Genomic DNA, 25,190 nt, shown 5'->3' with positions numbered 1-25,190 from the left:
GCGGCATGCGTGCGCCGGGAAATCGCGGGGAGAGTAACATGCGTCCGAGGATGATGACGATGCTGGTCGCAGCGGCGCTGCTGACATGCGCGGGTGTCCGTGCCGCCGACGACGAAGCGCCGGCGCCGACACCATCGCCGCCGCCGGCCGCCCAGGCGCCGCCAGCAACTTCCACGCCGCCCGCAACTCCCGCGCCGCCAGCAGCCCAGGCAGCACCAAAGGAGCAGGCCAAGGAGCCCTCAAAGGAATCGTCCAAGGAGCCGTCGCCGCCGCCGTCGGTGACCGTGATCGGCGCGCGCGATGCGCACGGCATTCTCGGGCGCGACGTTCGCAGTTCCGCCAATGAGAACATGGGCCGTATCGTCGACGTCATCGTCGACCGCGACGGCAAGGTCCGCGCCGCGGTGATCGATTTCGGCGGCTTCCTCGGCGTCGGCAGCCGCAAGATCGTGGTCGATTGGAACGCGCTGCGTTTCGCCGGTGTTTCCAGCAAGAGCGACAGCATCACGCTGGACCTCAACAAGCAGCAGGTGAGCGCTGCGCCAGAGTACAAGGAAGATACGCCGCTGATCGTGCTGGGCGCGGCGGGAAGCCTGCATCCATGGGATTACGAACATTAGGGGGTAGAGCTGGTCGCGCGTCCGAACTCTTCTTTAGAGACGGTTGGCGACGGTCGTGGCAAGCGATCAGCCGGCAGCACTAACGTTGTGTCAATTGCCCCCGATCAACGCAGTCCCGAGGAACCGCGCACGCCGTCGCGGGAAAGCCAGCGCGGCCTCGACTGGTTCATCTTCTTCCTGGCCGACGTGCAGACCGGCTTCGGCCCGTTCGTCGCGGTCTATCTGACGACGCAGAAATGGACCCAGGTCGAGATCGGCTTCGTGCTCTCGATCGGCGGCATCATCGGCCTCTTGGGCCAGATGCCCGGCGGGGCGATCGTCGATGCGGCGCGCTCGGAGCGGGTCGTTGCGGGCTGTGCGGTGGCCGCGATCGGCGCCAGCGCGCTGGCCTACGCGCTCTGGCCGATCTTTCCCGTGGTGACGCTTGCCGCGACGCTGCACGCGCTCGCGAGCTGCGTGCTCGGTCCGGCGATCGCCGCGATCAGCCTCGGCCTGGTCGGGCCGCTTGCGATCGGCGAGCGGCTCGGCCGCAACGCGCGCTTCGCCTCGCTCGGCAGCGGCTCGGCCGCGGCACTGATGGGCGCCTGCGGCTATCTGCTCTCGAGCCGCTCGGTGTTCCTCGTCACCTTCATCCTGGCGATCCCGACACTATTGTCGCTGGCGCGGATCCGCGAGCGCGAGATCGACATCGCCCAGGCCCATGGCGAGGTGAAACGCGAGGTCCCCGACAAGCGCGCCACCAGCGTCGTCGGCCTGGTACGGCAGCGGCCGCTCTTGATCTTCGCCGGCGCGATGATGCTGTTCCAGCTCGCCAATGCCGCGATGCTGCCCTTGATGGCGGGCGTGGTGACGACACGGTCGAGCCAATGGGCGCCGGTCCTGATCGCGGCCTGCATCATTGTGCCGCAGGCGATCGTCGCGCTGTGCTCGCCGTCGGTCGGCCGCAAGGCGCAGGCCTGGGGGCGGCGGCCGCTGCTGTTGATCGCATTCGCCGCGCTGGCGATCCGCGGCCTGTTGTTCGCGACGGTGCGCGACCCCTATGTGCTGGTCATGGTGCAGATTTTCGACGGCATCACCGCGGCGATCTTCAGCGTGATGGTGCCGCTGATCGTGGCCGACGTCGCCTTCGGCAGCGGCCATTTCAACCTGGCGCAGGGCATTGTCGGCACCGCGGTCGGCATTGGCGCGTCGCTCAGCACGGTGCTGGCCGGCTATGTCAGCGACAAGCTCGGCAGCAGCACCGCCTTTATGGGCCTCGCCGGGATCGCCGCGTTCGGACTGTTCGTGGTCTGGCTGGTGATGCCGGAGACGCGGCGGACGGCATGATGGCAGGGCGCAACCGCGGCATCATTGGCCGCCACCGACCGGACCAGGGATGCGGCTACGGGTCCGTTTTGCTGCGCGGCACCCTTCCTCCTGCATGTGCCGTCATATATGAGTGAATACATAAGTGATTTGCTGCTGGAACGAGTCCGATGGTCCCCAGGAGCGAGTTCGCGCGTTGAACCGTGGCGGCGATTAATCAATCCAAAATCGCGGTCTGGTACGGATCGACGCAGCGCGGGCAGGCATTTCGACCGAGGAACGGCATGGTAAATCGAACGACGACGGCGCAGATCACCGGAGCGATGCGGCGTTGGGGACGTCCCGCCTTTGTGACTTTCGCGGCGATGGTCACAGTTGCGTCACTGACCGGTGGCGTCGCGGCGAAAGAGCAGCGTCCCTCGGCAGCCGTCGAGGCGACTGCGCCGCGCACCGCTGGCGAGCCGATCATGGCGATCGTGTCGATCAAGGCCCAGAAGGTCACGTTCTACGACGCCGAGGGCTGGATCTACCGCGCGCCGGTGTCGAGCGGCGTCAAGGGACGCGAGACGCCGGCCGGCGTCTTTGCGCTGATCGAGAAGGACAAGGATCACCACTCGACCCTCTATGACGATGCCTGGATGCCCAACATGCAGCGCATCACCTGGAACGGCATCGCGCTGCATGGCGGACCGCTGCCGGGATATGCTGCTTCGCATGGCTGCGTGCGGATGCCCTACGATTTTGCCGAGAAGCTGTTCGACAAGACCCGGATCGGGATGCGGGTGATCATTGCGCCGAACGATCCGGCGCCGGTCGATTTTACGCATCCGGCGCTGTTCGTGCCGAACGCGCAAGCCATCGCGGCTGCGCCGGCGCATGCCGAAAAGCTTACCCGCGAGGCCGCGGATGCCGCCAAGGCGGCCGACGAGGCGAAGAAGGCTTCGATAGCAGCGTCCAAGGAAGCTGCACTGTTCACGCCGGCGTCGCTGCGCAAATTGCAACAGATGAAGACCCGTGCCGACGCTGCGGTTGCGTTGGCCGACAAGACGCTCGCCGCTGCCAAGACCGATCAGGCCAAGGCGCGCGCCGAGGATTTGAAGCAGAAGGCCGTGGCCAAGGCCGCGGAAGCGACCACGCAGTTCGAGGCCGCCCAGGGCGACGCCAGGCCGAAGCTCGACGCCGCAGCCGCCGCCAAGGGCGCCGCCAAGGCGGCCGAGACCAAGAAGGCCGATACCCAGAAGGCGGCGACCGAGGCGAAGCTCGCGCTCGAGCCGGTGTCCGTCTACATCAGCCGCGCGACGCAGAAGCTTTACGTTCGGCGCAACACCCACAAGCCATGGGCTGACGGCGGCGAGGTGTTCGATTCAAGCATCGAGGTCCCCGTCACCATCCGCGATCCAGACAAGCCGATCGGCACGCATATCTACACGGCGATGGCGCGCAACGACGCGGGCGGCCTGCGCTGGACCCAGGTGACGATCGACGACGGAGACCACGCCAAGGACGCGCTCGACCGCATCACCATCCCGCAGGATGTGCTGGACCGCATCGCGCCGACCGCCGTTGCGCGCTCTTCGATCATCATCTCGGACGAGCCGCTGAGCGCCGAGACCAATTATCGCACGGAGTTCGTGGCCGTGCTGAGCAACCAGCCCCAGGGCGGTTTCATCACGCGCAAGCCGACCCGGCCCATGATGACCGACGACATGGTTGCGAGCAGGGACGAGGACGGTTTCGGCTTCTTCTATCAGCGCAGCTGGAATCCCCAGGCGCCGACCAATTATGGTAGCCCCCAATACGGCGCTCCCCAATTCGGTAGCCCCCAGATTTATGGCAATCCTCAAGCCGCCAACCCGCGCCGGCGCGGCGGCCAGTACTACTGGCAATCGCAACAGGACTGGTAGTGGGGCGCTGCCAGGGGCAGGCCGCCCATCATGGTGAGCTTCAGACGGCGGCGTGATGCCGCCGTCTGCGCTATGAACTGCCTTACGGGCGAGCTTCCAGGATCAGGTTGAACGGCGTTTCCGCGGCGCGGCGGAACCGCGAGAAGCCGCCTTGGCGTGCCACCTCGCGCAGTCTTGCCTCTCCGGCCTGCGCGCCGAGTGCGAGCCCTACCTCCTGGTCCAGCGACGCCGGCGTGCAGATCATCGTCGACGCCGCGTAGTAGACGCGCCCGATCGGATTGAGGTTGTCCTCCAGCCGGTCGCCCGCGAACGGCTCGATCAGCATACAGGTGCCGTCGTCGGCGAGGGTGGAGCGGGTGTGCTTGAGGGCACCGACCGGATCGCCCATGTCGTGCAGGCAGTCGAAGAAGCACACGAGGTCATAGCCCTTGGCCGGGAATGTCTTGGCGGAGTGCGTTTCGAAATGAACGCGGTCCGACAATCCCGCCTCCCGCGCGGACTTCCGCGCCGCCTCGATCGAGCCGTCGTGATAGTCGAAGCCGTAGAACGTTGATTTCGGGAACGCCTCCGCCATCAGTCGCGTCGAGACGCCGTGCCCGCAGCCGACGTCGGCGACGACAGCGCCTTTCTTCAGCCTGTCGACGACGCCCTCGAGCGCCGGCAGCCATTCCTGGACCAGATAGTGCTTGTAGCTGGTGCGGAAGAAGCGGGCGGTGCCGCAGAACAGGCACTCGCTGCGCCTGTTCCAGCCGACGCCCTTGCCGGTCTTGAACGCGTCGGTAATCTTTGGCTCATCGAGAAAGGTCGCGCCGACAAGGCTTCCGACGGCGCCGAGGAAGACCGGGCTGTCCTCGTCGGCAAGCGCGAGCGCCTGCTCGGGCAGCATCGAGAATTTTCCGGTTGCCTTGTCGTACTCGATGTAGCCGGAAGCCGCCTGCGCCGACAGCCACTCCTGGATGTAGCGCTCGGCCGTTCCCGTCGCCTTGGCCAGGGCTGCGGCATTCATCGGCCCGCCCTGCGCGAGAGCCCTGTAGAGCCCGAGCTTGTCGCCCAGCAGCATCAGCGAGGCATTCATCGCCGCGCCGACATCGCCGATCATCTTTCCCATGAATGAATTGAGGCGCTCTTCGTTGACGTCCATGATGTTCCTCCATCGCAATCGCGTTTGGCCAAAAGTCATCATTCGCAATTTCACGCATGCGTCGTCGTCCAGCCGTGGGGCGACGTGATCGCCTGAAAGGTTCGGTGCAATGACCCGATTGTTACTGGGCCAGTGGGATCCCACAGCCGCCGGGCTTCACAAGCCCGCGAGGCGGGCCGCCTAAGCCATCACGCGCGGCATGACCAGCCTTTTGTAGAGCGCGCCATAGCAGGCGGCCGACAGGTCCCAGCTGTAGGACTTGGCCATCGCGCTGGAGCGCATGGCATTGAGCCGGTCCTTGGCGCGGTAGGCGTCGAAGGCGCGCCTGACGCCGCCAAGGAAGGATTCCGCCGACGGCTGCGCAAACAGGAAGCCGGTCTCGCCGTCGGCGATGGTTTCCGCGAGCCCGCCGGTCTGGTGGCCGATCGGCAGCGAGCCGAAGCGCTGCGCATACATCTGGCTGAGGCCGCAGGGCTCGAAGCGCGATGGCATCAGGGTGAAATCGCTGCCGGCGAAGATCCGTCGCGCCTGCCCATCGTTGAAGCCGATGATCACGCCGATCGCATCGGGCCGGCGGCGATGCGCGGCCACCAGCGCATCCTCGATGGCGGGCTCGCCGCTGCCGGTGACGACGATCTGTCCGCCGTCCCTCACGATCTCGTCGGCGGCGGACAGCACGAGGTCGACGCCCTTCTGATGCACGAGGCGTGCGACGAGGCCAAAGATCGGCCCGCGCGAGACCGCAAGGCCGAACTGACGGCGGACATAGTCGGCGTTGGCCTGCTTGCCCTTCCAGTCGCCGGAGCCGAACGGCTGCGCGAGCTGCGCGCAGTGGCGCGGGTCCCAACTCTCGTCGATGCCGTTCAGGATGCCGGTCAGCTGGTCGGCATCGGAGCGCACGCGGAGCAGGCCTTCCAGACCGCAGCCGAGCTCCGCGGTCGTGATCTCCCTGGCATAGGTCGCGCTGACCGTGGTCAGATGCGAGGCGTAGACGAGGCCGCCCTTGAGGAAGGAGAGCTTGTCGTAGAACTCCAGCCCGTCGATGTGGAACGAGCTTTCCGGTGCGCCGATCCGCCGCAGCGAGTCCTTCGGAAACAGGCCCTGATAGGCGAGATTGTGGATGGTCAGGATCGATGGAATCCGCGCGCCGCGCCAGGCGAGGTAGGCCGGTGTGAGCGCGGCCTGCCAATCGTTGGCGTGTACGAGGTCCGCTGCCCAATTCTTGTCCAGCATCCCGGCTGCAAGTTCGGCAGCGGCCGAGGCAAAGCGGCCGAAGCGGACGTCGTTGTCGGGCCAGTCGCGGCCGGACTCATCGCCATAGGGATTGCCCGGCCTCTCGTAGAGTTGCGGGCACAGCAGCACGTAGACCGGAAGTCCGTCCCGGGTCGACGCACGCCCGAGCGCGCAGGCCGGCATCTCGGCGAGCGCTCGGCATTGCCCAACGATTTCAATATGCGTGAACTGTTCGACCACATCCCGGTAGCCGGGAAGCATGATCCTGACGTCGCTCCACGGGCGGAGCGCCCGCGGAAGGGCAGCGGAAACGGCGGCGAGCCCGCCCACGCGGACGAAATCGTCCATCTCCGTCGTGACGAATAAGACCTTCAACAAGCGCCCTCGTTCCAGCCCGTGACATGGCTATGCAAGATCGGGTCCAATCTGCCTTTGAGTAAAATGCAAGACGGCCCGCGCTCCCGGTCTGGACGAGACGCTTTCCTGCCAGGGCGGCTCACTTTAGGGTCACGCGACGCCGAACAACCAATGACGAAGGTGGAGGAAGCCTTGCCGACGACCATAGCCGCTGACGATGAGGGGAATTTGACACCGAGCTTCGACGGCCTTCGCGTGCTCGATTTTTCGACCACGATCGCCGGACCTCATTGCACGCGGATGCTCGCCGACATGGGCGCCGAGGTGATCAAGATCGAGCCCGCCGAAGGCGAGACGATGCGGACGCGGCCGCCGGTGCGCAACAATTGCTCGACGGCTTTCGGCCAGCTCAATATCGGCAAGAACAGCCTGGTGCTCGACCTGAAGTCGCCGGCCGGCGTCGAAGCCGTGCGCCGGCTGATCGCCACCGCCGACGTGCTGGTGGAGAATTTCCGTCCCGGCGTGATGCGGCGGCTGAAGCTCGATTACGCCTCGGTCCGCGACATCAATCCGAAGCTGATCTTTTGCTCGATCTCCGGCTACGGCCAGACCGGCCCGTCGGCGGAATTGCCGGCCTATGCGCCGGTGATCCATGCCGCCTCAGGCTACGAGATGGCGCATCTCGCCTATCAGCCGGGCCGCAGCCGGCCGGACTATTGCGGCATCTACCACGCCGACGTGCTGACCGGCGTCTACGCCTTCGGTGCGATCTCGGCTGCGCTCTACCAGCGCGCCGCCAGCGGCAAGGGCCAGCACATCGACGTCTCGATGCTGGAATCGATGCTGAGCCTGACCCTGAACGAGTTGCAATGGTCGCAATTCGAGGTGAAGCAAACCCAGCGTCCGATGTTCGGCCCGATCGAAACCACCGACGGCTACGTGATGGTGGCGATCGCCAGCGAGAAGACGTTCCAGAACCTGATGCAGGTGATCGGCCGTCCCGATTGGGTGTCCGATCCGCGCTTCGCCAAATATTCCGATCGACGGGACAACTGGGCGGGCCTGATGGAGGGCGTGGAGGCGTGGTCGCGCTCGGTCAGCACGCAGGCCTGCCTTGCCGCGCTCAATGAATATGGCGTGCCGTCGTCGGCCTATCGCACCGTGCGCGAGGCGCTTGCCGATCCGCAAGTCGCCCATCGCGGCGCGCTGGCCGAGGTTGCGGACGGCGGCGGCAGCTTCAAGGTGCTCAATCTGCCGTTCCGCATGTCCGGCGCTGCGGTCGGCGCACGTAAGCGGATGTCGACGCTCGGCGAGCACACGCTGTTCTATCTGAAGGAGATCGGCCTCTCCGAGGATCAGATTGCAGGCTTCGCAGCGCAACCGGCGAAGACGGCGCGTAGTTAGAGCCGGACCCGGAGGGCCGCGTTCGCGCAAAGTGGGTGCCGGTTTTCCGAAAGATCATGCTCAAACACGTAGATCAGATCACGATGCGAGCTCACGAGATCGCATCGTGATCGCCCTGCGGCTTTTCATCCGTATTACGGTCTTGTCGCGCGCGGCGATTCCGGACAATCTGCCGCCCAACAGACGACGATCCGGAACACCGGACGTCGCCCACCTGGGAGGGAGCATCGATGAAGCTGGTCGGGCGCGCGCGCGCAGTTGCGTGCATATTTCTTGTGGCGGGATTCGGTGCGACGATGTCAGCTGCACCGGCCCATGCGCAGAAGCAGGGCGGCACGCTCACCGTCGGCCAGGAACTGGACATTCCGGGCTTCGACCCGCTCAAGGTCGGCGTCTACGACACGTCGGCCAACACCGCCGCGGCCGCGATCTTCGACACGCTGATGACGCTCGACGACAAGGGCGAGCCGGCACCGAAGCTCGCGCTGTCCTGGGAGCATGCCGAGGACTTCAAGACCTGGACCATCAAGCTGCGGCCGGGCGTCAAATTCCACGACGGCACGCCGTTCAATGCGCAGGCGGTGAAGGAGAATTTCGACCGTCAGAAGGATCCGGCCAACAAGTGCCGATGCGCGTTCTACATCACCAGCATCAAGAGCGTGGACGTCATCGATGACCTCACGGTGCGCTATAATTTCAGCGACCCGTCGGTGAACTTCCCGGCGACCCAGTCGATCCAGAGCTCCAACAACGTCATGCAGTCGCCGACCGCATGGAAGACCAAAGGCGACGACTACAACCGCAACCCGGTCGGCACCGGACCCTACATCCTGAAATCCTGGACCGCCGGCGACCGCATGTTGCTGGAGAAGAATCCGGATTACTGGGACAAGGGCAAGCCCTATCTCGATCGCATCATCTTAAAGCCGCTGCCGGATGCGCAGTCGCGCTTTGCCTCGCTGCAATCGGGCGAGGCCGACATCATCTGGGACGATGAGGCCGACGCCGACAACATTATCAAGGCGCGCAAGGACACCAGTCTAACCGTGCATACCTATCAGGGCTCGGGGGCTGCAGTTGCCGCCTTCAACACCAAGGTCCCGCCGTTCGACGACGTGCGCGTGCGCCAGGCACTGGTGATGGCGCTCGATCGCACGAAGATGTCGCAAGCGATCACCAATGGCCTGGCGCGACCGGCCAGCAATCCCTATGGCGACGGCTCCTGGGTCAAGTGCAAGGATGACGGCGCGTTGCCTTACGATGTCGAAAAGGCCAAGGCGTTGATCAAGGATTACGGCAAGCCGGTCGAGTTCAAGATGCTGGTCACGGCGACGCCACGCGGCCGCACCGGTGGTCAGGTGTTGCAGCAATTCTGGAAGCGCATCGGCGCCAATATGGAGATCGAGCAGGTCGATCAGGCGACCATTCCGCCGCGCGCCTTCATGCGCCAGTTCCAGCTGACGCCCTGGCGCATCGTCGATCTCGCCGATCCCGATCCGCAGATGTACGCCAATTTCCACACCGGCAGCCCGGTGGCGCTGGCGAACTACTCCAATCCGGAGCTGGACCGGCTGCTGGAGCATGCGCGGACCACCGCCGACGTTGCCCAGCGTACCGAGGATTACTGCGCGATCAGCCGACTGATCAACAAGGAGGCGATCTGGTTCTGGACCTTCCAGAACACCTACTACGCGATCTCGAGCGCGAAGGTGAAGGGCGTGCCGAAGATGTTCAACGGGGTGCTCGACGTCTCCTACGCCTGGAAGGAATAGCCTTTCATGCTGTTCTTCGTCGCGCGCAGGCTGCTGTACCTTGTACCAGTGCTGATCGCGGTCTCGGTGCTGACCTTCGTGATCGCCTCGCTGTTGCCCGGCGATCTGGCCTACGTGATCCTCGGCGACCAGGCGACGCCCGAGAACGTTGCGGCCCTGCGTCACGACATGGGGCTCGATCAGCCGATTTGGCTGCGCTATCTCGGCTGGCTGTGGCACATCTTGCAGGGTGATTTCGGACGGTCCTTTCGCACCGGGCAGACCGTGTTGCAGGCGGTCAGCGAACGCGTCCCGATCTCGTTCGAGCTGATGATCCTGGCCGAGCTGATCGGGCTTGCGATCGGCGTGCCGCTCGCGATCGCCTGCGCGGCCAAGGCCGGCAGCGCGTTCGACCGCTTCATGACCGGCTCGGCATTCGGCATGCTGTCGGTGCCGACCTTCCTGTCCGCGATCCTGCTGATCTACCTGTTTGCGGTCGAGCTGCGCCTGCTGCCGGCGACCGGCTATGTGCCGTTCACCGAGGACCCGGTCGCCAATCTGCGCTTCATGGTGCTGCCGGCGCTGACCCTCGGACTTGCGGAATGGCCGGGCATCATGCGCGTGCTGCGCTCAGACATGATCGCGGCGCTGCAGGAGGACTATATCGCGCTCGCCAAGGCGAAGGGCCTCAAGCCGTCGCGCATCCTGTTCGTGCACGCGCTGAAGCCGTCGTCGCTGACGCTCGTCACCATCACCGGCATCAATATCGGCCGCCTGATCGGCGGCGCCGTCATCGTCGAGTCGATTTTCGCCTTGCCGGGGATCGGCCGCCTCCTGGTCGGCGCGATCTATACCCGCGATCTGATCATCCTGCAGGGCGTGGTGCTGCTGGTTGCCGCGGGCTTCGTGATCATGAACTTCGTCGTCGACATGCTCTACGCCCTTCTCGATCCGAGGATCCGCCATGGCCACGCTTGAGCTCAGCCTCGAGGAAGAGGCCGGTGCGACGCCGGTCCGGCGCCGCCGCGGGCTCGGCATGCTGTTCTGGATCGCGGTCGGCTGGATGGCGCTGGTGTTCGCGGTCGCGATCTTTGCCGACCTGCTGCCGCTGCCGAGCCCGACCGACATGGACATGCTGGAGCGGCGGGCGCCGATTTCGGCCGAGCATTGGCTCGGCACCGACGGTCTCGGCCGTGACGAGCTGTCGCGGTTGATCTATGGCGCGCGCATCTCGCTGATCGTCGGCCTCTGCGCACCGATGATCGGTGTCACCATCGGCGGCGCGCTCGGCATGCTCGCGGGCTATTTCCGCGGCCGGTTCGAATCCTTCGTGGTCGGCAGCATGGACGTGCTGCTGGCGTTCCCGCCGCTGATCCTGGCGCTTGCGGTCACCGCCTATCTCGGCCAGTCGATCTTCAATCTGACCTGCATCCTCGGCGTGCTCGGCATTCCCGCCTTCATGCGAGTGGCGCGGGCGGCGACCTTGTCGCTGGCGCGGCGCGAGTTCGTCATCGCGGCGCAGGCGCTCGGCGCCACGCATGCGCGCATCCTGCTGCGCGAGCTGCTGCCCAATGTGATGCTGCCGCTGCTCGCCTTCTTCCTGCTCGGCGTCGCCGTCACCATCGTGGTCGAGGGGTCGCTGTCGTTCCTCGGCCTCGGCGTGCCGCCGCCGATCTCGAGCTGGGGCAGCATGATCGGGGAGGGCCGTGAAAGCCTCGAGGTGGCGCCGCGGCTCGCCTTCATTCCGGCGATCGCGATGTTCCTGACCGTGCTTTCGTTCAACCTGATCGGCGATACGATGCGCGCGCTGACCGATCCCAGGCAGGGGGCGCTATGAGCCGGACGCTGCTCTCGGTCGAGAATGCGGTGGTCGACCTGCCGACGCCGCGCGGCAACCTGCGCGCGGTCGATCATGTCGATCTCGCCGTCGGCGCGGGCAGGACGCTCGGCATCGTCGGCGAGTCCGGGTGCGGCAAGACCATGCTGTCGCGCGCGATCCTGCAGCTGCTGCCCAAGAAGGCGAAACTGTCCGGCCGCGTGATGTTCGACGGACAGGATCTGACAAGGCTTTCGGCGGAGAAATTGCGCAAGCTGCGCGGCCGCTCGCTCGCGGTCGTGTTCCAGGACCCGATGACCTCGCTCAATCCGGTGCTGACCATCGGCACCCAGCTGATCGAGACCATTGTGGAACATCTTGAACTCGATCTGGCCGAGGCCCGGCAGCGCAGCATCGAACTGTTGGCGGCGGTCGGCATTCCCGCGCCCGAGCAGCGCCTGGCGCAATATCCGCACCAGCTCTCCGGCGGCATGCGCCAGCGCGTCGCGATCGCGGTGGCGCTATCCTGCGAGCCGCAGCTCCTGATCGCCGACGAGCCGACCACCGCGCTCGACGTCACGATCCAGGCCCAGATCCTCGATCTCTTGGCGCGCGAGCAGCAGCGCCGTCATATGGCGATGATCATCATCACGCATGACCTCGGCGTGGTCGCCGGCCGCACCGACGAGGTCGCGGTGATGTATGCCGGGCGCGTCGTCGAACGCGCGCCGACGCCGGCATTGTTCAAGCAGATGCGGATGCCCTACACCGAAGCGCTGCTCGCCGCACTGCCGAAGCTCGACGTCGCGCCGCATACGCCGCTGCCGGCGATTTCGGGACGGCCGCCCGACCCGACCCGGCCGCTCAAGGGCTGCTCGTTCTCGCCGCGCTGCCGCTATTCCGCGGAGCGCTGCGGCGCGGAGAAGCCGCAGCTCAGCCGGGCGGAGACGCCAGAGCATCTCTACGCCTGCTTCCATCCGATCACCGCGGGGGTCGGCGCATGATGCTGCAGGCCGCACCCGATCCGCTGATGAAGGTGGAAAACCTCGTCGTCGAATATTCGGTCGGAGGCAAGACCATCCATGCCGTCTCCGATGTCAGCCTCGAGATCGCGCGCGGCGAGACGCTGGGGCTGGTTGGCGAATCCGGCTGCGGCAAGTCCACGCTCGGCCGCGCCGTGCTGCAACTGCGCCAGGCCGTCTCCGGCAAGGTGCTGTTCGACGGGCACGATCTCACCGCCTTGAAGGGCGAGGCGCTGCGCAAGATGCGCCGGCGCGTGCAGCTGATCTTTCAGGACCCGATTGCCTCGCTCAATCCGCGGCGGCGGATCGGCGACATCGTCGCCGAGCCGCTGGTGATCGCGGGCGTCAAGGATCCCGAGGAACGGCGGCGGCGCGTCAGCGACGTGCTGTCGGCGGTCGGCCTCGATCCGGCGCTGGTGAGCGGACGCCTGCCGCATGAATTCTCCGGCGGACAATGCCAGCGCATCTGCATCGCCCGCTCGCTGGTGCTCAATCCGGAATTCGTGATCTGCGACGAGCCGGTGTCCGCGCTCGATGTCTCGATCCGCGCGCAGATCCTCAACCTGCTGGAGGAGATGAAGGCGCGCTACGGCCTGACCCTGCTGTTCATCGCCCACGATCTCGCCGTGGTGAAGGCGGTCTCAGATCGTGTCGCGGTGATGTATCTCGGCCGGCTCTGCGAGGTCGGCCTGTCGGAGCAGCTGTTTGCACGGCCGGCGCATCCCTATACCGCGCTGCTGATCGAGGCGATCCCGGTGCCGGATCCGGATGTCCGCCCGACCCAAAGCGTGCCCGTCGGCGAGCCGCCGTCGCCGATCGCGCCGCCCTCCGGCTGCCGCTTCCGCACCCGCTGCCCGCGGGCCGACGCGCGCTGCGCCAGCGAGGTGCCGGAACTGCGCGTGGTTGCGTCCGGCCAGTTCGCGGCTTGCCATCATCCCCTGATCTAAATATCCGGAGGCCGACACCGCGTTTGTCCCGGACGGGCAGGCGTGGCAAGGTCCGCCGCAAGAACAAGCTACGGGAGAACAGCGATGAAGAGTTTCCAGGTCGTCGATTTCAACGCCCCCTTGAAGGAGGTCGATCAGCCGACGCCGCAGCCGTCGGGCACGCAGGTGCTGATCAAGGTCAAGGCCGCCGGCGTCTGCCACAGCGATCTGCATATCTGGGAGGGCGGCTATGATCTCGGCCACGGCCGCAAGCCGCTGTCGCTGAAGGATCGCGGCGTCTCGCTGCCGCGCACGATGGGCCATGAGACGGTCGGCGAGATCGTGGCCTTCGGGCCCGACGTCAAGGACGCCGACAAGGGCGGCCTCAAGGTCGGCGATGTCGCGCTGGCCTATCCCTGGCTCGGCTGTGGCAAGTGCCCGACCTGTCTCGGCGGCGACGAGAACATGTGCGCGATCAAGCCGAATGCGCTCGGCGTCTATTGCGACGGCGGCTACGCCGATCACATGACGGTGCCGCATCCGAAGTATCTGCTCAACCTCAAGGGGCTCGATCCGGTCACGGCCGCGCCTTACGCCTGCTCCGGTGTTACGACCTACAGCGCGCTGAAGAAAGTCGAGAAGGACCTCGATACGCCGATCGTGATCTTCGGCGCCGGCGGCCTCGGCCTGATGGCGCTCTCGCTGTTGAAGGCGATGGGCGGCAAGGGTGCGATCGTGGTCGATATCGACGCCAGGAAACGCGAGGCGGCCGAAGCCGCCGGCGCGCTCGCGACCGTCGACGGCAAGGCGCCCGACGCGCTGGAACAGCTCGTCAAGAAGGCCGGCCAGCCGATCCGTGCCGCGATCGATCTGGTCGGCAACGCACAGACCTCGCAGCTCGGCTTCGACTGCCTGACCAAGGGCGGCAAGCTCGTGATCGTCGGCCTGTTCGGTGGTGGCGCAACCTGGGCGTTGCCGCTGATCCCGATCAAGGCGGTCACCATCCAGGGCAGCTATGTCGGCAATCTGCGCGAGACCCAGGAGCTGCTCGACCTCGTGCGGACCAAGAAGATTCCGGCGATCCCGGTCACGCCGATGCCGCTGGCAAAGGCGAACGAGGCGCTGACCAATCTGCAGAAGGGCCAGCTGGTCGGCCGCGCGGTGCTGACGCCGTAGATCGAGTCGCCGTCATTCCGGGATGGTGCGTCAGCACCAGACCCGGAATCTCGAGATTCCGGGTCTGGTGCACCGCATCGCCCCGGAATGACTGTTGTGTTCCGGAGAATCCCATGTCCGCCAACGACGCACTTCACATCGCCGTCCTCGGTGGCGACGGCATCGGCCCCGAGGTGATGGCGCCGGCGCTCGACGTGCTGCGCAGGATCGAGGCGTCGGCCGGTCTCAAATTCCGCTTCACCGAGGCGCCGGCCGGCGCGGGCCATTACAGGGAAACCGGCAAGTCGATGCCGGAGAGCACGATCCGGCTGTGCGAGGAGGCCGATGCGATCCTGCTCGGAGCCTGCGGCCTGCCGTCGGTGCGCTACCCCGACAACACCGAGATCGCGCCGCAGATCGAGTTGCGCATGATCTTCGATCTCTATGCCGGCGTGCGGCCCGCGCGATTGATCCCCGGCGTATCGAGCACGATCGTCGGCGCCGACCGGAAGGGCATCGACCTCGTCGTGATCAGGGAATCGACCGAGGGCCTGTTCGCCTCGATGGGCAAGGGCGTCGTCACCGACGGCGAGGCGCGCGAGACGATGGTGATCACGCGCCACACCTCCGAGCGGCTGTTCGAGTTTTCGTTCCGGCTCGCCGAGCGCCGCAAGGCGCGCGGCAAGGTCAATGGCGGGCTGACCTGCGTCGACAAGGCGAACGTGTTCAAGGCGTTCGCATTCTTCCGGAACATCTTCGACGAGACCGCGAAGCGTCATCCCGACGTCAGGGCTGACCACCTCTACATCGATGCGACCGCGGCTGCGCTGGTGAAGCGTCCGTGGGACTTCGACGTCATGGTGACCGAGAACATGTTCGGCGACATCCTGTCCGATCTCACCGCCGGTCTGATCGGCGGCATGGGCATGGCGCCGTCAGCCGACATCGGCGACCGCTACGCGGTGTTTCAGCCGTGTCACGGCACGGCGCCCGACATCATGGGGCAGGGCAAGGCCAATCCGACGGCGATGATCCTGTCGGCCGCGATGATGCTGGACTGGCTCGCCGACAAGCATGGACTCGAAAGCGCCGCCGAGGCCGGAGAACGGATCGAGCGCGCGGTCGACAAGGTTTACGCCGACGGCATCAAGCCGTTTGAGTTCGGCGGCAGCAACGGCACGACCGATGTCGCGAGGGCGGTGCTGGCAGCGCTCTAGCGGAAGGGTGAGGGGACCGAAGCCCCCTCGCTGATGATTAGCGATGGTGTCCGCCGTGATGTCCACCGCCGTGATGGCCACCATGATGTCCGCCGTGATGAGGGCGGTGCCCGTAATGATGCGGGCGATGGTGGAAGTGCGGACGATGATGCCATCCGTGATGGCGCGGTCCGTAGTAGCCGTATGCGCCCGGTCGCCAATAGCAGCGGCCCCAGCGATCGCAGACCTGGCGCACCTTGTCGACATTGGACGTTTCGCCCGCGATGTGACTGGCTTGCGGAAGCCCGTTGGGCATCGCGGATGCCGCGCCGGACATCAACGCTGCGCTTCCAAGCGCGGCGAGTCCAATAACGGCAAGCTTGATATTCATCGAGATCTCCTTGGTTGAAGCCTGAAAACGTTCATGCGGGCCACTTCGTTGCTGCGACAAAAAAGACTGGCTTGTGCATTTGGTTCTGGCGGCGCCGGTTCAACTGAGGAAATGCGGGAGTTGTGAGGTCGCCCGATGTGCGGGCGACAATTGGCCGCGCGACAGAATAGCGACGCATTGCGCGCGCCTGCGCTGCGCGAGATGGGCAGTCGGAGCGCGAACTGGAAAAGCGCGGCGCGCATGCGCGGCGATCTGCGCGCATGCTCACGTGGAGCGATGAGATCATGACGCGATGCTCGTCGCCGCTTCATGACCGCGCATCCGGCGCGGGGGACTGAAGCTATCCGCCTGGATCACAAAATCTTGAAAGACAGACGCGTCTCAAGAAAAAGCGCTGCCATCGGCAATGGCAGCGCTTCGACATCTCCTCGGCCCGACCGGCATGTGCGGCCGCGGCGGCCGGCGGACCGGCCGTTGCGGTGTGGTGGATCGCGTTCGCGGCGCCGCGACCCGATCCGCGCTCAGTCTTCGTTGGCGGCGATCGATTCCATCAGCGACACCAGCTGACGCTGCACCGTCTGATCCTTGATCTTGCTGTAGGCGCGCAGCAACCGGAGGCTGAACGCGCTGTCGAGGAACAGCAGGCTCTCGACTTCGCGGGCCTTGTTGTCGCCGTCGTAGAAGAAGGTGACCGGCACATCCAGCGCCGTCGCGATCTGCTGAAGGCGGGCAGCGCCGACACGGTTGACGCCTTTCTCGTACTTTTGAACCTGCTGGAAGCTGACGCCAAGCTTGTCGCCGAGTTCGGCCTGCGAGATCTTTTGCTCGACACGGCGCAGGCGAATCCGCTTGCCCAACTCAATGTCCGGCTTGCCGGCACTGCGCTGCTTCATCTTCTTTGCTGCTGATCTGTTCATTCTTGTGACCCGTCCTTCAAATCGAGAATCCCTGGCCCGGCTGGGTCAGAGACACGTTCATGATGTACCGCGTTAAGCTCGAGTGGATCGCCAGTTCGTCTGAACTACGAAATCCAGGAAGATCGCGGGATGGTATCCAACCGCAAAAGCGCATCGGAAGCACCCTAGTACCGACTCGGTCGACTACCTGAAGTCGACCGCGCCAAGGTGTCTGTCGACACCCCGCCCTCTACATTTGGCAAAATATTGACCAAACCACAACTAGCGCGAGTTTGATCGACACAGATTTTGCGTACATGCATAATAGGCGTCAATGCACAGTGCCCGTAGTTCTACGGGTCACTATATTGTACGGGCGTCGTTGCGTGGATGCAACCCCAGCTAGTGCAGCCTGAGGTCGAGAAGTGGCCGGCGAGTGCTTGACTGAATCATCCGATTTGCAAGAGTTTGACGTAAGTCCAAGTCAGGCTTTCGGAATGTTGCTGGACAATTGCCCAAAAGTTCTCGATCATCTGGAACAAATATGTGCCTACGACAAGCCGGCGAACTCTGGCGGGAGGGGCCAATGAAGCGAAAGAGGGGAAGGCCTCGACTCTACCTCGCGGCTTCGGGAGTTGAAGATATGCCGGTCGCAAACACGGAAGAACGGTTGCTGGCGCTGCTCGCAACGCTGGAGGAATGTCAGGCGTTCCTGACCGACCGGGCGAACACGGAGACGGCGCGGCTGTTGTCCCTTGCCATCCTCGAGCTTCGGATGGAGCTCCACAAGGTGACCGATTCCGAGTTGAAGGCCCTCTGTGACATGATCGCGTCGGACGAGCCCGTCCAGGAACAATCGACGACCCGGCAACTGCCGCCGTATTTGAGGCTGATCAAGTAGGTCGCGCCCCGCGTCACGCGCGGGACGCTGCTCGCTTTGGGGCGCGCGGGTCAGCCCGCAGTCACGTCAACCGCCTCGGCGCCTTCGAGCACGCGACGGGCCTTGTCGCGGTCGAGGTCACCTTCCCATGCCGCGACCACGACGGTGGCGACGCAGTTGCCGATCAAATTGCCGACTGCGCGCGCCATGCCGATGAACCAGTCGACCGAGAGCACCAGCACGAGGCCGATCGCCGGGATGCTCGGCACGGCGTTGAGTGTCGCTGCCAGGATGACGATCGCCGAGCCGGGCACGCCGTGCGCACCCTTCGAGGTGATCAACGACACGCCGAGCACCAGCATCAGATCGCCGAACGACAGCGGCGTGTTGGTCGCCTGCGCGATGAAGACGACCGCAAGCGTCAGGTAGATCGAGAAGGCGTCGAGGTTGAAGGAATAGCCGGTCGGAATCACGAGGCCGACCACCGAATCCTTGACGCCGAAACGCTCCAGCTTGCGCATCACCTGCGGAAGCACCGCGTCGGACGATGCCGTGGCGACCACGATCATCAGCTCCTCGCGCAGGTAGCCGAGGAACTTGAGGATGTTGATGCCGGCGAGCGCCATCACGGCGCCGAGCACGCCGAGCACGAAGATCGCGACCGACACGTAGAACAGCGCGACCAGCGACAGCAGCTGCTTCAGCGAACCGACGCCGTATTTGCCGACCGTATAGGCGACGGCGCCGAGCACGCCGATCGGAGCGAAGCGCACGATCAGGCCCATGGCGCGAAACAGCACGGTCGAGACCGCGTCGATGAAGGAGGAGATCTTCTCGCCCTTCTCGCCGCCGACCAGCGCCAGGCTGACGCCGAAGATGATCGCGAAGAACAACACCTGCAGCACGTCGTTGCGCGACAGCGCGTCGAACGAGGTGGTCGGGATGATGTTGAGCAGGAAGCTGCCGATGCCCTCGCCCTTCAGCTTCTGTGCGTTGCTGGCATAGTTGCCGAGCGCCTTGGCATCCAGCGTCGAGGTGTCGATGTTCATGCCGTGGCCGGGGCCGAACAGATAGGCGAGCAGCAGGCCGACCACGAGCGCGACCGTCGTCATCGCTTCGAAATAGACCAGCGCCTTGACGCCGACCCGGCCGACCTTCTTGAGGTCGCCGGCACCCGCAATGCCGTGCACGACGACGCAGAACACGATCGGCGCCACGATCATCGAGATCAGCTTCAGGAAGGCATCGCTGAAGATCTTCAACCCGATCGCGAAATCGGGCGCGGCCATGCCGATGACGATGCCGAGCAGCAGCGCGACAAGCACCTGCACGAACAGTGATGTGTAGAGCGGCTTGCGTGCAATTGTCGCTTCCGCTGCGATGGTCGACATGACTTCCCCCTGGTTCCAGCGCCGAACCCGCCCTACGTAGCAACTTGCGTGCCAAGATGTCGCAGGATCGGCCACGCCTGCCCGGTCAGCCGTCGATTTCGAGGGCGCTGGTCACGCTGTAGACGACGCCGTGGGGCAGGAAATCCACGGTGGCCTCGCCGCCGAGCTGGTCGCGGGCGCTGCGCTCGATCAGGCGGGAGCCGAAGCCGCGCTGGACCGGCGCGGTGACCGGCGGGCCGCCGGTCTCGGTCCAGATCATCCGCAGCTTCGGTCCGGGGCTCTCGTTGACGATCTCCCAGTCCAGCGTCACCGTGCCGGTGTCGTTGGACAGCGCGCCATATTTGGCGGCGTTGGTCGCCATCTCATGCAGGATCATCGACAGCACCAAAGCAAGCCGGGGCGACAGCGGTACGCGGGGTCCGAACATCTTGACCCGCTCGGACGTGTTCAAGAGATATGGCCGTAGCACGCGGCTGACCACGTCCTGGAAGTCGGAGCCCTGCCATTTGTCGGTCGAGAGCAGATTGTGCGCCTCGGCGAGCGCGCCGAGCCGCCCCTCGAACTTGTCGCGCTCGGTGCGGCTTGCGCTGCGGAAGGTCTGCGTGGCGATCGATTGCAGGATCGCCAGCGTATTCTTGACGCGGTGGTTGAGCTCCTCGATCAGCAGGTCGTGCAGCATCTCGCCGCGCGCGATCGTGGTCGCCATCCGCACCGCAAAGCCGAGCCCGACCAGCAGCAGGACGCCGCCGATCACGCTGGTGATCGCCAGCGAGCGCCACAGCGGCGCCACCAGCGAGTTCTCCGCGATGCCGGCGGCGACGGTCCAGCCGGTGACGCGCGATCGGGTGAAGCCGGTGATCAGCGCCACGCCTTCCAGCGAGACGGTCGGCAGCGTCGCCTCGCTCTGGCGGAACATCTCGGCAAACAGCGATGGCGAGGCGCGCTGGCCGATGGTCGCCTGCGGGTTTGGCACCCGCGCCAGGTTGACGCCGTCGCTGTCGAAGATCGAGATGGTCCAGTCCTGGTTGAGGCGCTGCTTCTCGATGATGGCCTGGAACACCTCGATCGGCGGGCTGAAGGAGATGTCGTAAAGCACCTCGCCGTCGCGCATCACCGGCACCTCGACCGTGATGATCAGCCGCTGCTTCACCGCGCCGAAGAACAGGTTGGAGTATTGCGGCTGCCGCGTCGTGAACACCTTCTCGAGGATCTCGAGATTGTTGCGCGGCGGCAGGCTCGCGGTGTCCGGCGTCAGCGAGGAGAACACCTGGCGTCCGGCGCGGTCCGCCACCAGCACCACGCCGTCCTTGCCGTACTGATCGATGAAGCCGACCGCGACGCGGCGGAAGTTGTCGAAGTCGCTGTTGCGCAGCGAGTTGGTCAGCGCCAGCACCTGCAGCCCGCCGGTCATGCGCTGCATTTCCGCATCGAGCAGCAGACGGATGCTGCGCGCCGTCTCCAGCACGCGCTGCGTGGCCGCCTGGCGATCCCGCTGATAATTGTGGAAGACAATCCCGACCGCGAAAATGATCAGCGGCAACATCGTTCCCGCGACCAGAAGCGCGAGACGGACTGGCAATGTCAGTTTCGGCACGATGTCCCCAGGTCGGTGCCCATTCGCTGTGAGCTTAGGGGAAGCGGGAAAAGTCCGCCAAAGGAAACAGTTGGTTATCGGAAAAGTTCCGCGGCGCCCAAAGCACGATCCGGAAAAGTGTGAAGCGGTTTTCCGAAAGGATCATGCTCGAACGAGGAGTATGCGCCGCGGAATGACGTCATGTCAGAGATTGCTCTCGGTGATCGCGGCGTAGACCATGGTGCGCAGCTCGCGGCGCAGCGGATAGGCGCTCGACGGCAGCACCTGGGTCATGAAGATCGTGATCAGCTCCTCGGCCGGGTCGATGAAGAACGATGTCGTCGCGGCGCCGCCCCAGTTGAATTCGCCCGGGCTGCCGGCGATCAGCGTCTGCGCCGGGTGCATGGTGACGGCGAAGCCGAGGCCGAAGCCGATGCCGTTATAGGCGGCTTCGGCGAACATCGAGCGCGACATCGCCGGCAGGTCGACCCCGCCGGGCAGATGGTTCGAGGTCATCAGCTTCAGCGTCTTCGGGCCGAGCAGCCTGACGCCGCCGAGCTCGCCGCCATTGAGCAGCGCCCGGCAGAAGGTCAGGTAGTCGGCCGCGGTCGAGCACAGTCCGCCGCCGCCCGAGATCAGCGAAGGCGGCGCCAGGAACGAGCTGGTGGTCGGATCGTCCTGCAGCGTCAGTGTGCCCTTGCGCTCGGCGGCGAGCGGGTTGAAGCCGCCCTGCGGATCGGCGGAATAGCAGGCGGCAAACCGATGCGCCTTGTCGGCCGGCACGAAGAAATCCGTGTCGTTCATGCCGAGCGGCTTGAAGATGCGCTCCTTCAGGAATTGCTCGAACCGCACACCTGAGATCTTGCCGACGAGATAGCCGAGCACGTCGGTCGAGACCGAGTAGTTCCAGGCTTCGCCCGGCGAGAACTCCAGGGGGATCTTCGCCAGGTCCTCGATCATGCCGTCGAGCGTGCCGGCCTTGATGACTTCGCCGATCTTCTTCTCGCGATAGGCCGCGTCGACATTGGAGCGCTGCTGGAAGCCGTAAGTGAGGCCCGAGGTGTGGCGCAAGAGGTCGACGATCTGCATCGGCCGCGTCGGTGGGCGGGTCAGGAAGGCGGGCGCGGTGCCGGCGACGAACACGCCGAGGTTCTTCCATTCCGGAATGTATTTCGCGACCGGCTCGTCGAGCGCGACCTTGCCTTCCTCGACCAGCATCATGAAGGCGACCGACGTGATCGGCTTGGTCATCGAATAGATGCGGAAGATGGTGTCGTCCTTGACCGGCACCTTGCGCTCGAGATCGGCAAAGCCCTGGACCGTGGAATGCACGATTTTGCCGCGGCGATAGATCAGGACCTGCGTGCCGGGAAAACGGCCGGCGTCGATGTAGCGGCTCTTCAGATGCGCTTCGAGGCGGTTGAGGGCAGTGGTCGACATTCCCGCGGATTCGGGCGAGGCAGGCGTGGGGGCTAGCATCAGGCGTTTCTCCGGCTTGCAAGGCAGCCTTGATAGCCGAAAAGTGTCTGCCGCACCAATCCGCTGCCGCTTACCGGCGTTGAGCTGGTGGTGTACGGTCGCCCCTGCAATCGCGCCCCCCCCAAGGGGCCCAAGGTATCTGCCAAGGTATCCGTCAAGGGAAACGCCGAGATGACCCAGTTCAACGAAACCGAGCTCACCGCCGCCGTCATCCGCAGCTTCGACCAGACACCCGATCCGCGGGCCAAGTTCCTGCTGCAAGAATTGGTGAAGTCGCTGCACGATTATGTGCGCAGGACCGATCTCACCTTCGAGGAATGGGACCACGCGATCGGCTTCCTGACCCGCACCGGGCAGAAGTGCACCGACATCCGCCAGGAGTTCATCCTGCTGTCCGACGTGCTCGGCGTGTCGATGCTGGTCGACGCGGTCAACCATCGCGATCGCGACGGCGCGACCGAGACCACCGTGCTCGGCCCGTTCTATGTCGGCGAGCACAAGGTGACGCCGCACGGCACCGACATCTCGGCAAGCCTGCCCGGCGAGCGCATGTTCGTGCAGAGCCGCGTCACCGACCTCGACGGCAAGCCGCTGGCCAATGTGCCGGTCGATGTCTGGCACGCGGACGATGACGGATTCTATGACTCGCAGAAGCCGAGCTATGCCACTGAAGGTCCGTCGTCGCGGGCGCGCTTCATCACCGATGCCGACGGCCGCTTCTTCTTCCGCACCATCGTGCCGTGCAGCTATCCGATCCCGACCGACGGCCCGGTCGGGCAGATGATCACGCAGACCAACCGTCACCCGATGCGGCCGGCGCATGTGCACTTCCTGGTCAACGCCAAGGGCCACGAGCCGCTGATCACGCATGTCTTCGTCGAGGGCGACAAATACATCGATTCCGACGTCGTGTTCGGCGTGAAGGATGAATTGATCGCCAAGGTCGAGCGGCGTACCGATCCTGTGATGCCCGATGGCCAGCAATCGGATGGGCCGTGGAGCCTGATGACCTACGAATTCCACGTGAAGCCCGGTGGTGGAATGGCGCCCACGCCGCTCGGCACCAAGGTCACCGAAGACGCCTGATCGCTCGCTGAACGCGCCTGCTCAATTCTTGTGCGTCGCACAAGAATTGAGCGAATCGCAAATTTTGGGAGCGCGCGGAAAATTCGCGCTCGCTGCGACATGTTGCGCAAGGCTTTGCACCAAAATCGATTTTTGCACTGCGGTAGGTTGGCACAAGGCTTGAATAATCATTAGCCGACGCCATTGAAGCCGTCCCTCGAGGCTACCCTATCGGATTTCTGACGCCGCCAGACTGGGGCTTCCCGGTGCACGCCCTTTTGCGCCCTGCGCGCGTCGCCACCCGAAGGAGGGCGCTCGACGCAAAGCCGCATCACCGCAACGCAACGACGCAAAGGACGACCGATGACCAAGCCCACCAACAAGCCCTCAGGCCACGCGATCAACCGTCGCCAGTTCCTGAAGGCAACCAGCGGCGCCGCCGCGCTGCTCGCCGCGGCCAAGCTCAACTTTCCCGCTGGTGCGTTCGCGCAGGGCGCCGGTCCCGAGGTGAAGGGCGCCAAGCTCGGCTTCATTGCGCTGACCGATGCCTCACCGCTGTTCGTCGCCAAGGAGAAGGGCATCTTCGCCAAATACGGCATGCCCGACGTCGAGGTGCAGAAGCAGGCCTCGTGGGGCACCACGCGCGACAATCTCGTGCTCGGCTCCGAGGGCAACGGCATCGACGGCGCGCATATCCTGACCCCGATGCCGTATCTGATCTCGGCCGGCAAGGTGACGCAGAACAATCAGCCGACGCCGATGTACATCATGGCGCGGCTCAACCTGAACGGCCAGTGCATCTCGGTCGCCAAGGAATATGCCGATCTCAAGGTCGGCATCGACACCGCGCCGTTCAAGGCGGCGCTGGAGAAGAAGAAAGCTTCCGGCAAGGCTGTGAAGGCCGCGATGACCTTCCCCGGCGGCACGCACGATCTCTGGATCCGCTACTGGCTCGCCGCCGGCGGCATCGATCCCGACAAGGATATCGAGACCATCGTGGTGCCGCCGCCGCAGATGGTGGCCAACATGAAGGTCGGCACGATGGACTGCTTCTGCGTCTGCGAACCGTGGAATCTGCAGCTGATCCATCAGGACATCGGCTATACCGCGATCACGACCGGCGAGCTCTGGGACAAGCATCCGGAGAAATCGTTCGGTCTGCGCGCCGCCTGGGTCGACAAGAATCCGAAGGCCGCGAAGGCGCTGCTGATGGCGGTGATGGAAGCCCAGCAGTGGTGCGAGAAGGCGGAGAACCGCGAGGAGGCCGCGGCGATCTGCGCCAAGCGGCAGTGGATCAACTGCCCGGTCGAGGACATCACCGACCGCATGAAGGGCAAGTTCGACTACGGCACCGGCCGCGTGGTCGAGAATTCGCCGCAGCAGATGCGGTTCTGGAGCGACAACGCCTCTTATCCCTATCAAAGCCACGACCTCTGGTTCCTCACCGAGGACATCCGCTGGGGCAAGTACGAGGCAGGCTTCGACACCAAGGCGCTGATCGCCAAGGTGAACCGTGAGGATCTCTGGAAGGAGGCCGCCAAGGAGCTTGGCGTGTCCGACATTCCAGCCTCGACCTCGCGCGGCAAGGAAACCTTCTTCGACGGCAAGGTGTTCGATCCCGCCGATCCCGCCGCCTATCTGAAGTCGTTGTCCATCAAGCGTGTTGACGTCTGATTTGAGCGAGC

21 protein-coding genes are annotated in these 25,190 nt (G+C 65.0%); 14 read left to right on the top strand and 7 right to left on the bottom strand.

Annotation, left to right across the window (positions count from 1 at the left end):
* Positions 1-50: 50 nt before the first annotated feature.
* The 3 genes from JEY66_RS31595 to JEY66_RS31585 all read left to right on the top strand — a co-directional run bounded on the left by JEY66_RS31595 (position 51) and on the right by JEY66_RS31585 (position 3,829).
* On the top strand, positions 51-620 hold the full coding sequence (locus tag JEY66_RS31595) for a PRC-barrel domain-containing protein (RefSeq protein ID WP_016846514.1): 570 nt from the start codon (positions 51-53) through the stop codon (positions 618-620).
* A gap of 87 nt (positions 621-707) precedes the next feature.
* A complete protein-coding gene (locus JEY66_RS31590; RefSeq protein WP_018270456.1) occupies positions 708-1,946 on the top strand; it encodes an MFS transporter in 1,239 nt (412 codons plus the stop codon).
* Positions 1,947-2,290: 344 nt separating this feature from the next.
* On the top strand, positions 2,291-3,829 hold the full coding sequence (locus tag JEY66_RS31585; protein WP_370145998.1) for a L,D-transpeptidase: 1,539 nt from the start codon (positions 2,291-2,293) through the stop codon (positions 3,827-3,829).
* An 82-nt stretch (positions 3,830-3,911) separates the two neighbouring features.
* Here JEY66_RS31585 and JEY66_RS31580 read toward each other — a convergent pair whose 3' ends face one another.
* A complete protein-coding gene (locus tag JEY66_RS31580) occupies positions 3,912-4,970 on the bottom strand; it encodes a class I SAM-dependent methyltransferase (protein WP_016846516.1) in 1,059 nt (352 codons plus the stop codon).
* A gap of 180 nt (positions 4,971-5,150) precedes the next feature.
* Positions 5,151-6,578 (bottom strand): glycogen synthase GlgA, encoded by a 1,428-nt coding sequence (gene glgA, locus JEY66_RS31575; protein WP_038379420.1) that lies wholly within the window; start codon positions 6,576-6,578, stop codon positions 5,151-5,153.
* Between the two features lie 153 nt (positions 6,579-6,731).
* Between glgA and JEY66_RS31570 the strand changes: the two genes are divergently transcribed.
* The 8 genes from JEY66_RS31570 (at position 6,732) to JEY66_RS31535 (ending at position 15,851) form a co-directional block, all read left to right on the top strand.
* Positions 6,732-7,964 (top strand): CaiB/BaiF CoA transferase family protein, encoded by a 1,233-nt coding sequence (locus JEY66_RS31570; protein ID WP_016846518.1) that lies wholly within the window; start codon positions 6,732-6,734, stop codon positions 7,962-7,964.
* 296 nt (positions 7,965-8,260) lie between these two features.
* Positions 8,261-9,736 carry an ABC transporter substrate-binding protein gene (locus JEY66_RS31565; protein ID WP_240537041.1) on the top strand — a complete coding sequence of 492 codons (1,476 nt, stop codon included), beginning with the start codon at positions 8,261-8,263 and terminating at the stop codon, positions 9,734-9,736.
* A gap of 6 nt (positions 9,737-9,742) precedes the next feature.
* Positions 9,743-10,693: an ABC transporter permease gene (locus tag JEY66_RS31560; protein ID WP_016846520.1), complete on the top strand. Its 951-nt coding sequence runs from the start codon at positions 9,743-9,745 to the stop codon at positions 10,691-10,693.
* Positions 10,680-11,552 (top strand): ABC transporter permease, encoded by an 873-nt coding sequence (locus JEY66_RS31555; protein ID WP_016846521.1) that lies wholly within the window; start codon positions 10,680-10,682, stop codon positions 11,550-11,552. Before JEY66_RS31560 ends, JEY66_RS31555 begins: the two co-directional genes overlap by 14 nt.
* Entirely contained in the window at positions 11,549-12,535 is a 987-nt protein-coding gene (locus JEY66_RS31550) for an ABC transporter ATP-binding protein (RefSeq protein WP_018270459.1), read from the top strand. Before JEY66_RS31555 ends, JEY66_RS31550 begins: the two co-directional genes overlap by 4 nt.
* Complete coding sequence (locus tag JEY66_RS31545) at positions 12,532-13,500, top strand: ABC transporter ATP-binding protein (RefSeq protein WP_018270460.1); 969 nt, start codon at positions 12,532-12,534, stop codon at positions 13,498-13,500. Before JEY66_RS31550 ends, JEY66_RS31545 begins: the two co-directional genes overlap by 4 nt.
* A gap of 84 nt (positions 13,501-13,584) precedes the next feature.
* Positions 13,585-14,655, top strand: a complete 1,071-nt coding sequence (locus JEY66_RS31540) for an alcohol dehydrogenase (protein ID WP_016844127.1) — start codon at positions 13,585-13,587, stop codon at positions 14,653-14,655.
* A 113-nt stretch (positions 14,656-14,768) separates the two neighbouring features.
* Complete coding sequence (locus tag JEY66_RS31535) at positions 14,769-15,851, top strand: isocitrate/isopropylmalate dehydrogenase family protein (RefSeq protein WP_018270461.1); 1,083 nt, start codon at positions 14,769-14,771, stop codon at positions 15,849-15,851.
* A 37-nt stretch (positions 15,852-15,888) separates the two neighbouring features.
* Here JEY66_RS31535 and JEY66_RS31530 read toward each other — a convergent pair whose 3' ends face one another.
* The gene (locus JEY66_RS31530) at positions 15,889-16,221 is read right to left on the bottom strand and encodes a hypothetical protein (RefSeq protein WP_075968771.1); all 333 of its coding nucleotides are present in this window, start codon (positions 16,219-16,221) and stop codon (positions 15,889-15,891) included.
* A gap of 521 nt (positions 16,222-16,742) precedes the next feature.
* Positions 16,743-17,138 (bottom strand): helix-turn-helix domain-containing protein, encoded by a 396-nt coding sequence (locus tag JEY66_RS31525; protein WP_016844123.1) that lies wholly within the window; start codon positions 17,136-17,138, stop codon positions 16,743-16,745.
* Positions 17,139-17,760: 622 nt separating this feature from the next.
* On the opposite strand from JEY66_RS31525, the gene JEY66_RS31520 reads away from it, so the two are divergent.
* On the top strand, positions 17,761-18,018 hold the full coding sequence (locus JEY66_RS31520) for a hypothetical protein (RefSeq protein ID WP_018270462.1): 258 nt from the start codon (positions 17,761-17,763) through the stop codon (positions 18,016-18,018).
* A 50-nt stretch (positions 18,019-18,068) separates the two neighbouring features.
* Here the strand turns inward: JEY66_RS31520 and JEY66_RS31515 are convergent, their stop codons facing one another.
* The 3 genes from JEY66_RS31515 to JEY66_RS31505 all read right to left on the bottom strand — a co-directional run bounded on the left by JEY66_RS31515 (position 18,069) and on the right by JEY66_RS31505 (position 22,440).
* Positions 18,069-19,388, bottom strand: a complete 1,320-nt coding sequence (locus JEY66_RS31515) for a dicarboxylate/amino acid:cation symporter (RefSeq protein ID WP_018270463.1) — start codon at positions 19,386-19,388, stop codon at positions 18,069-18,071.
* Positions 19,389-19,473: 85 nt separating this feature from the next.
* Positions 19,474-20,982: a sensor histidine kinase gene (locus JEY66_RS31510; RefSeq protein WP_026192464.1), complete on the bottom strand. Its 1,509-nt coding sequence runs from the start codon at positions 20,980-20,982 to the stop codon at positions 19,474-19,476.
* Between the two features lie 183 nt (positions 20,983-21,165).
* Positions 21,166-22,440, bottom strand: coding sequence for a serine hydrolase domain-containing protein (locus tag JEY66_RS31505; RefSeq protein ID WP_026192465.1), 1,275 nt, complete (start codon positions 22,438-22,440; stop codon positions 21,166-21,168).
* A 171-nt stretch (positions 22,441-22,611) separates the two neighbouring features.
* Here JEY66_RS31505 and JEY66_RS31500 point away from each other — a divergent pair, with 171 nt between their 5' ends.
* Together JEY66_RS31500 and JEY66_RS31495 are read left to right on the top strand one after the other, a co-directional pair.
* The gene (locus JEY66_RS31500; protein WP_016844118.1) at positions 22,612-23,526 is read left to right on the top strand and encodes an intradiol ring-cleavage dioxygenase; all 915 of its coding nucleotides are present in this window, start codon (positions 22,612-22,614) and stop codon (positions 23,524-23,526) included.
* Positions 23,527-23,868: 342 nt separating this feature from the next.
* Positions 23,869-25,179: a CmpA/NrtA family ABC transporter substrate-binding protein gene (locus tag JEY66_RS31495; protein ID WP_016844117.1), complete on the top strand. Its 1,311-nt coding sequence runs from the start codon at positions 23,869-23,871 to the stop codon at positions 25,177-25,179.
* Positions 25,180-25,190 lie beyond the last annotated feature (11 nt).

The organism is Bradyrhizobium elkanii USDA 76, from assembly GCF_023278185.1.
Taxonomy (GTDB): Bacteria; Pseudomonadota; Alphaproteobacteria; order Rhizobiales; family Xanthobacteraceae; genus Bradyrhizobium; species Bradyrhizobium elkanii.
This window is presented reverse-complemented; position numbering and strand designations above follow the sequence as displayed.

What these genes read in the sequence shown, in the direction of transcription:
- JEY66_RS31595 (WP_016846514.1), top strand. Translation starts at nt 51, where the DNA reads ATGATGACGATGCTGGTCGCAGCGGCGCTGCTGACATGCGCGGGTGTC.
- JEY66_RS31585 (WP_370145998.1), top strand. Translation starts at nt 2,291, where the DNA reads ATGGTCACAGTTGCGTCACTGACCGGTGGCGTCGCGGCGAAAGAGCAG.
- JEY66_RS31580 (WP_016846516.1), bottom strand. Translation starts at nt 4,970, where the DNA reads ATGGACGTCAACGAAGAGCGCCTCAATTCATTCATGGGAAAGATGATC.
- JEY66_RS31570 (WP_016846518.1), top strand. Translation starts at nt 6,732, where the DNA reads ATGACGAAGGTGGAGGAAGCCTTGCCGACGACCATAGCCGCTGACGAT.
- JEY66_RS31565 (WP_240537041.1), top strand. Translation starts at nt 8,261, where the DNA reads ATGTCAGCTGCACCGGCCCATGCGCAGAAGCAGGGCGGCACGCTCACC.
- JEY66_RS31560 (WP_016846520.1), top strand. Translation starts at nt 9,743, where the DNA reads ATGCTGTTCTTCGTCGCGCGCAGGCTGCTGTACCTTGTACCAGTGCTG.
- JEY66_RS31555 (WP_016846521.1), top strand. Translation starts at nt 10,680, where the DNA reads ATGGCCACGCTTGAGCTCAGCCTCGAGGAAGAGGCCGGTGCGACGCCG.
- JEY66_RS31550 (WP_018270459.1), top strand. Translation starts at nt 11,549, where the DNA reads ATGAGCCGGACGCTGCTCTCGGTCGAGAATGCGGTGGTCGACCTGCCG.
- JEY66_RS31545 (WP_018270460.1), top strand. Translation starts at nt 12,532, where the DNA reads ATGATGCTGCAGGCCGCACCCGATCCGCTGATGAAGGTGGAAAACCTC.
- JEY66_RS31540 (WP_016844127.1), top strand. Translation starts at nt 13,585, where the DNA reads ATGAAGAGTTTCCAGGTCGTCGATTTCAACGCCCCCTTGAAGGAGGTC.
- JEY66_RS31535 (WP_018270461.1), top strand. Translation starts at nt 14,769, where the DNA reads ATGTCCGCCAACGACGCACTTCACATCGCCGTCCTCGGTGGCGACGGC.
- JEY66_RS31530 (WP_075968771.1), bottom strand. Translation starts at nt 16,221, where the DNA reads ATGAATATCAAGCTTGCCGTTATTGGACTCGCCGCGCTTGGAAGCGCA.
- JEY66_RS31525 (WP_016844123.1), bottom strand. Translation starts at nt 17,138, where the DNA reads ATGAACAGATCAGCAGCAAAGAAGATGAAGCAGCGCAGTGCCGGCAAG.
- JEY66_RS31520 (WP_018270462.1), top strand. Translation starts at nt 17,761, where the DNA reads ATGCCGGTCGCAAACACGGAAGAACGGTTGCTGGCGCTGCTCGCAACG.
- JEY66_RS31515 (WP_018270463.1), bottom strand. Translation starts at nt 19,388, where the DNA reads ATGTCGACCATCGCAGCGGAAGCGACAATTGCACGCAAGCCGCTCTAC.
- JEY66_RS31505 (WP_026192465.1), bottom strand. Translation starts at nt 22,440, where the DNA reads ATGCTAGCCCCCACGCCTGCCTCGCCCGAATCCGCGGGAATGTCGACC.
- JEY66_RS31500 (WP_016844118.1), top strand. Translation starts at nt 22,612, where the DNA reads ATGACCCAGTTCAACGAAACCGAGCTCACCGCCGCCGTCATCCGCAGC.
- JEY66_RS31495 (WP_016844117.1), top strand. Translation starts at nt 23,869, where the DNA reads ATGACCAAGCCCACCAACAAGCCCTCAGGCCACGCGATCAACCGTCGC.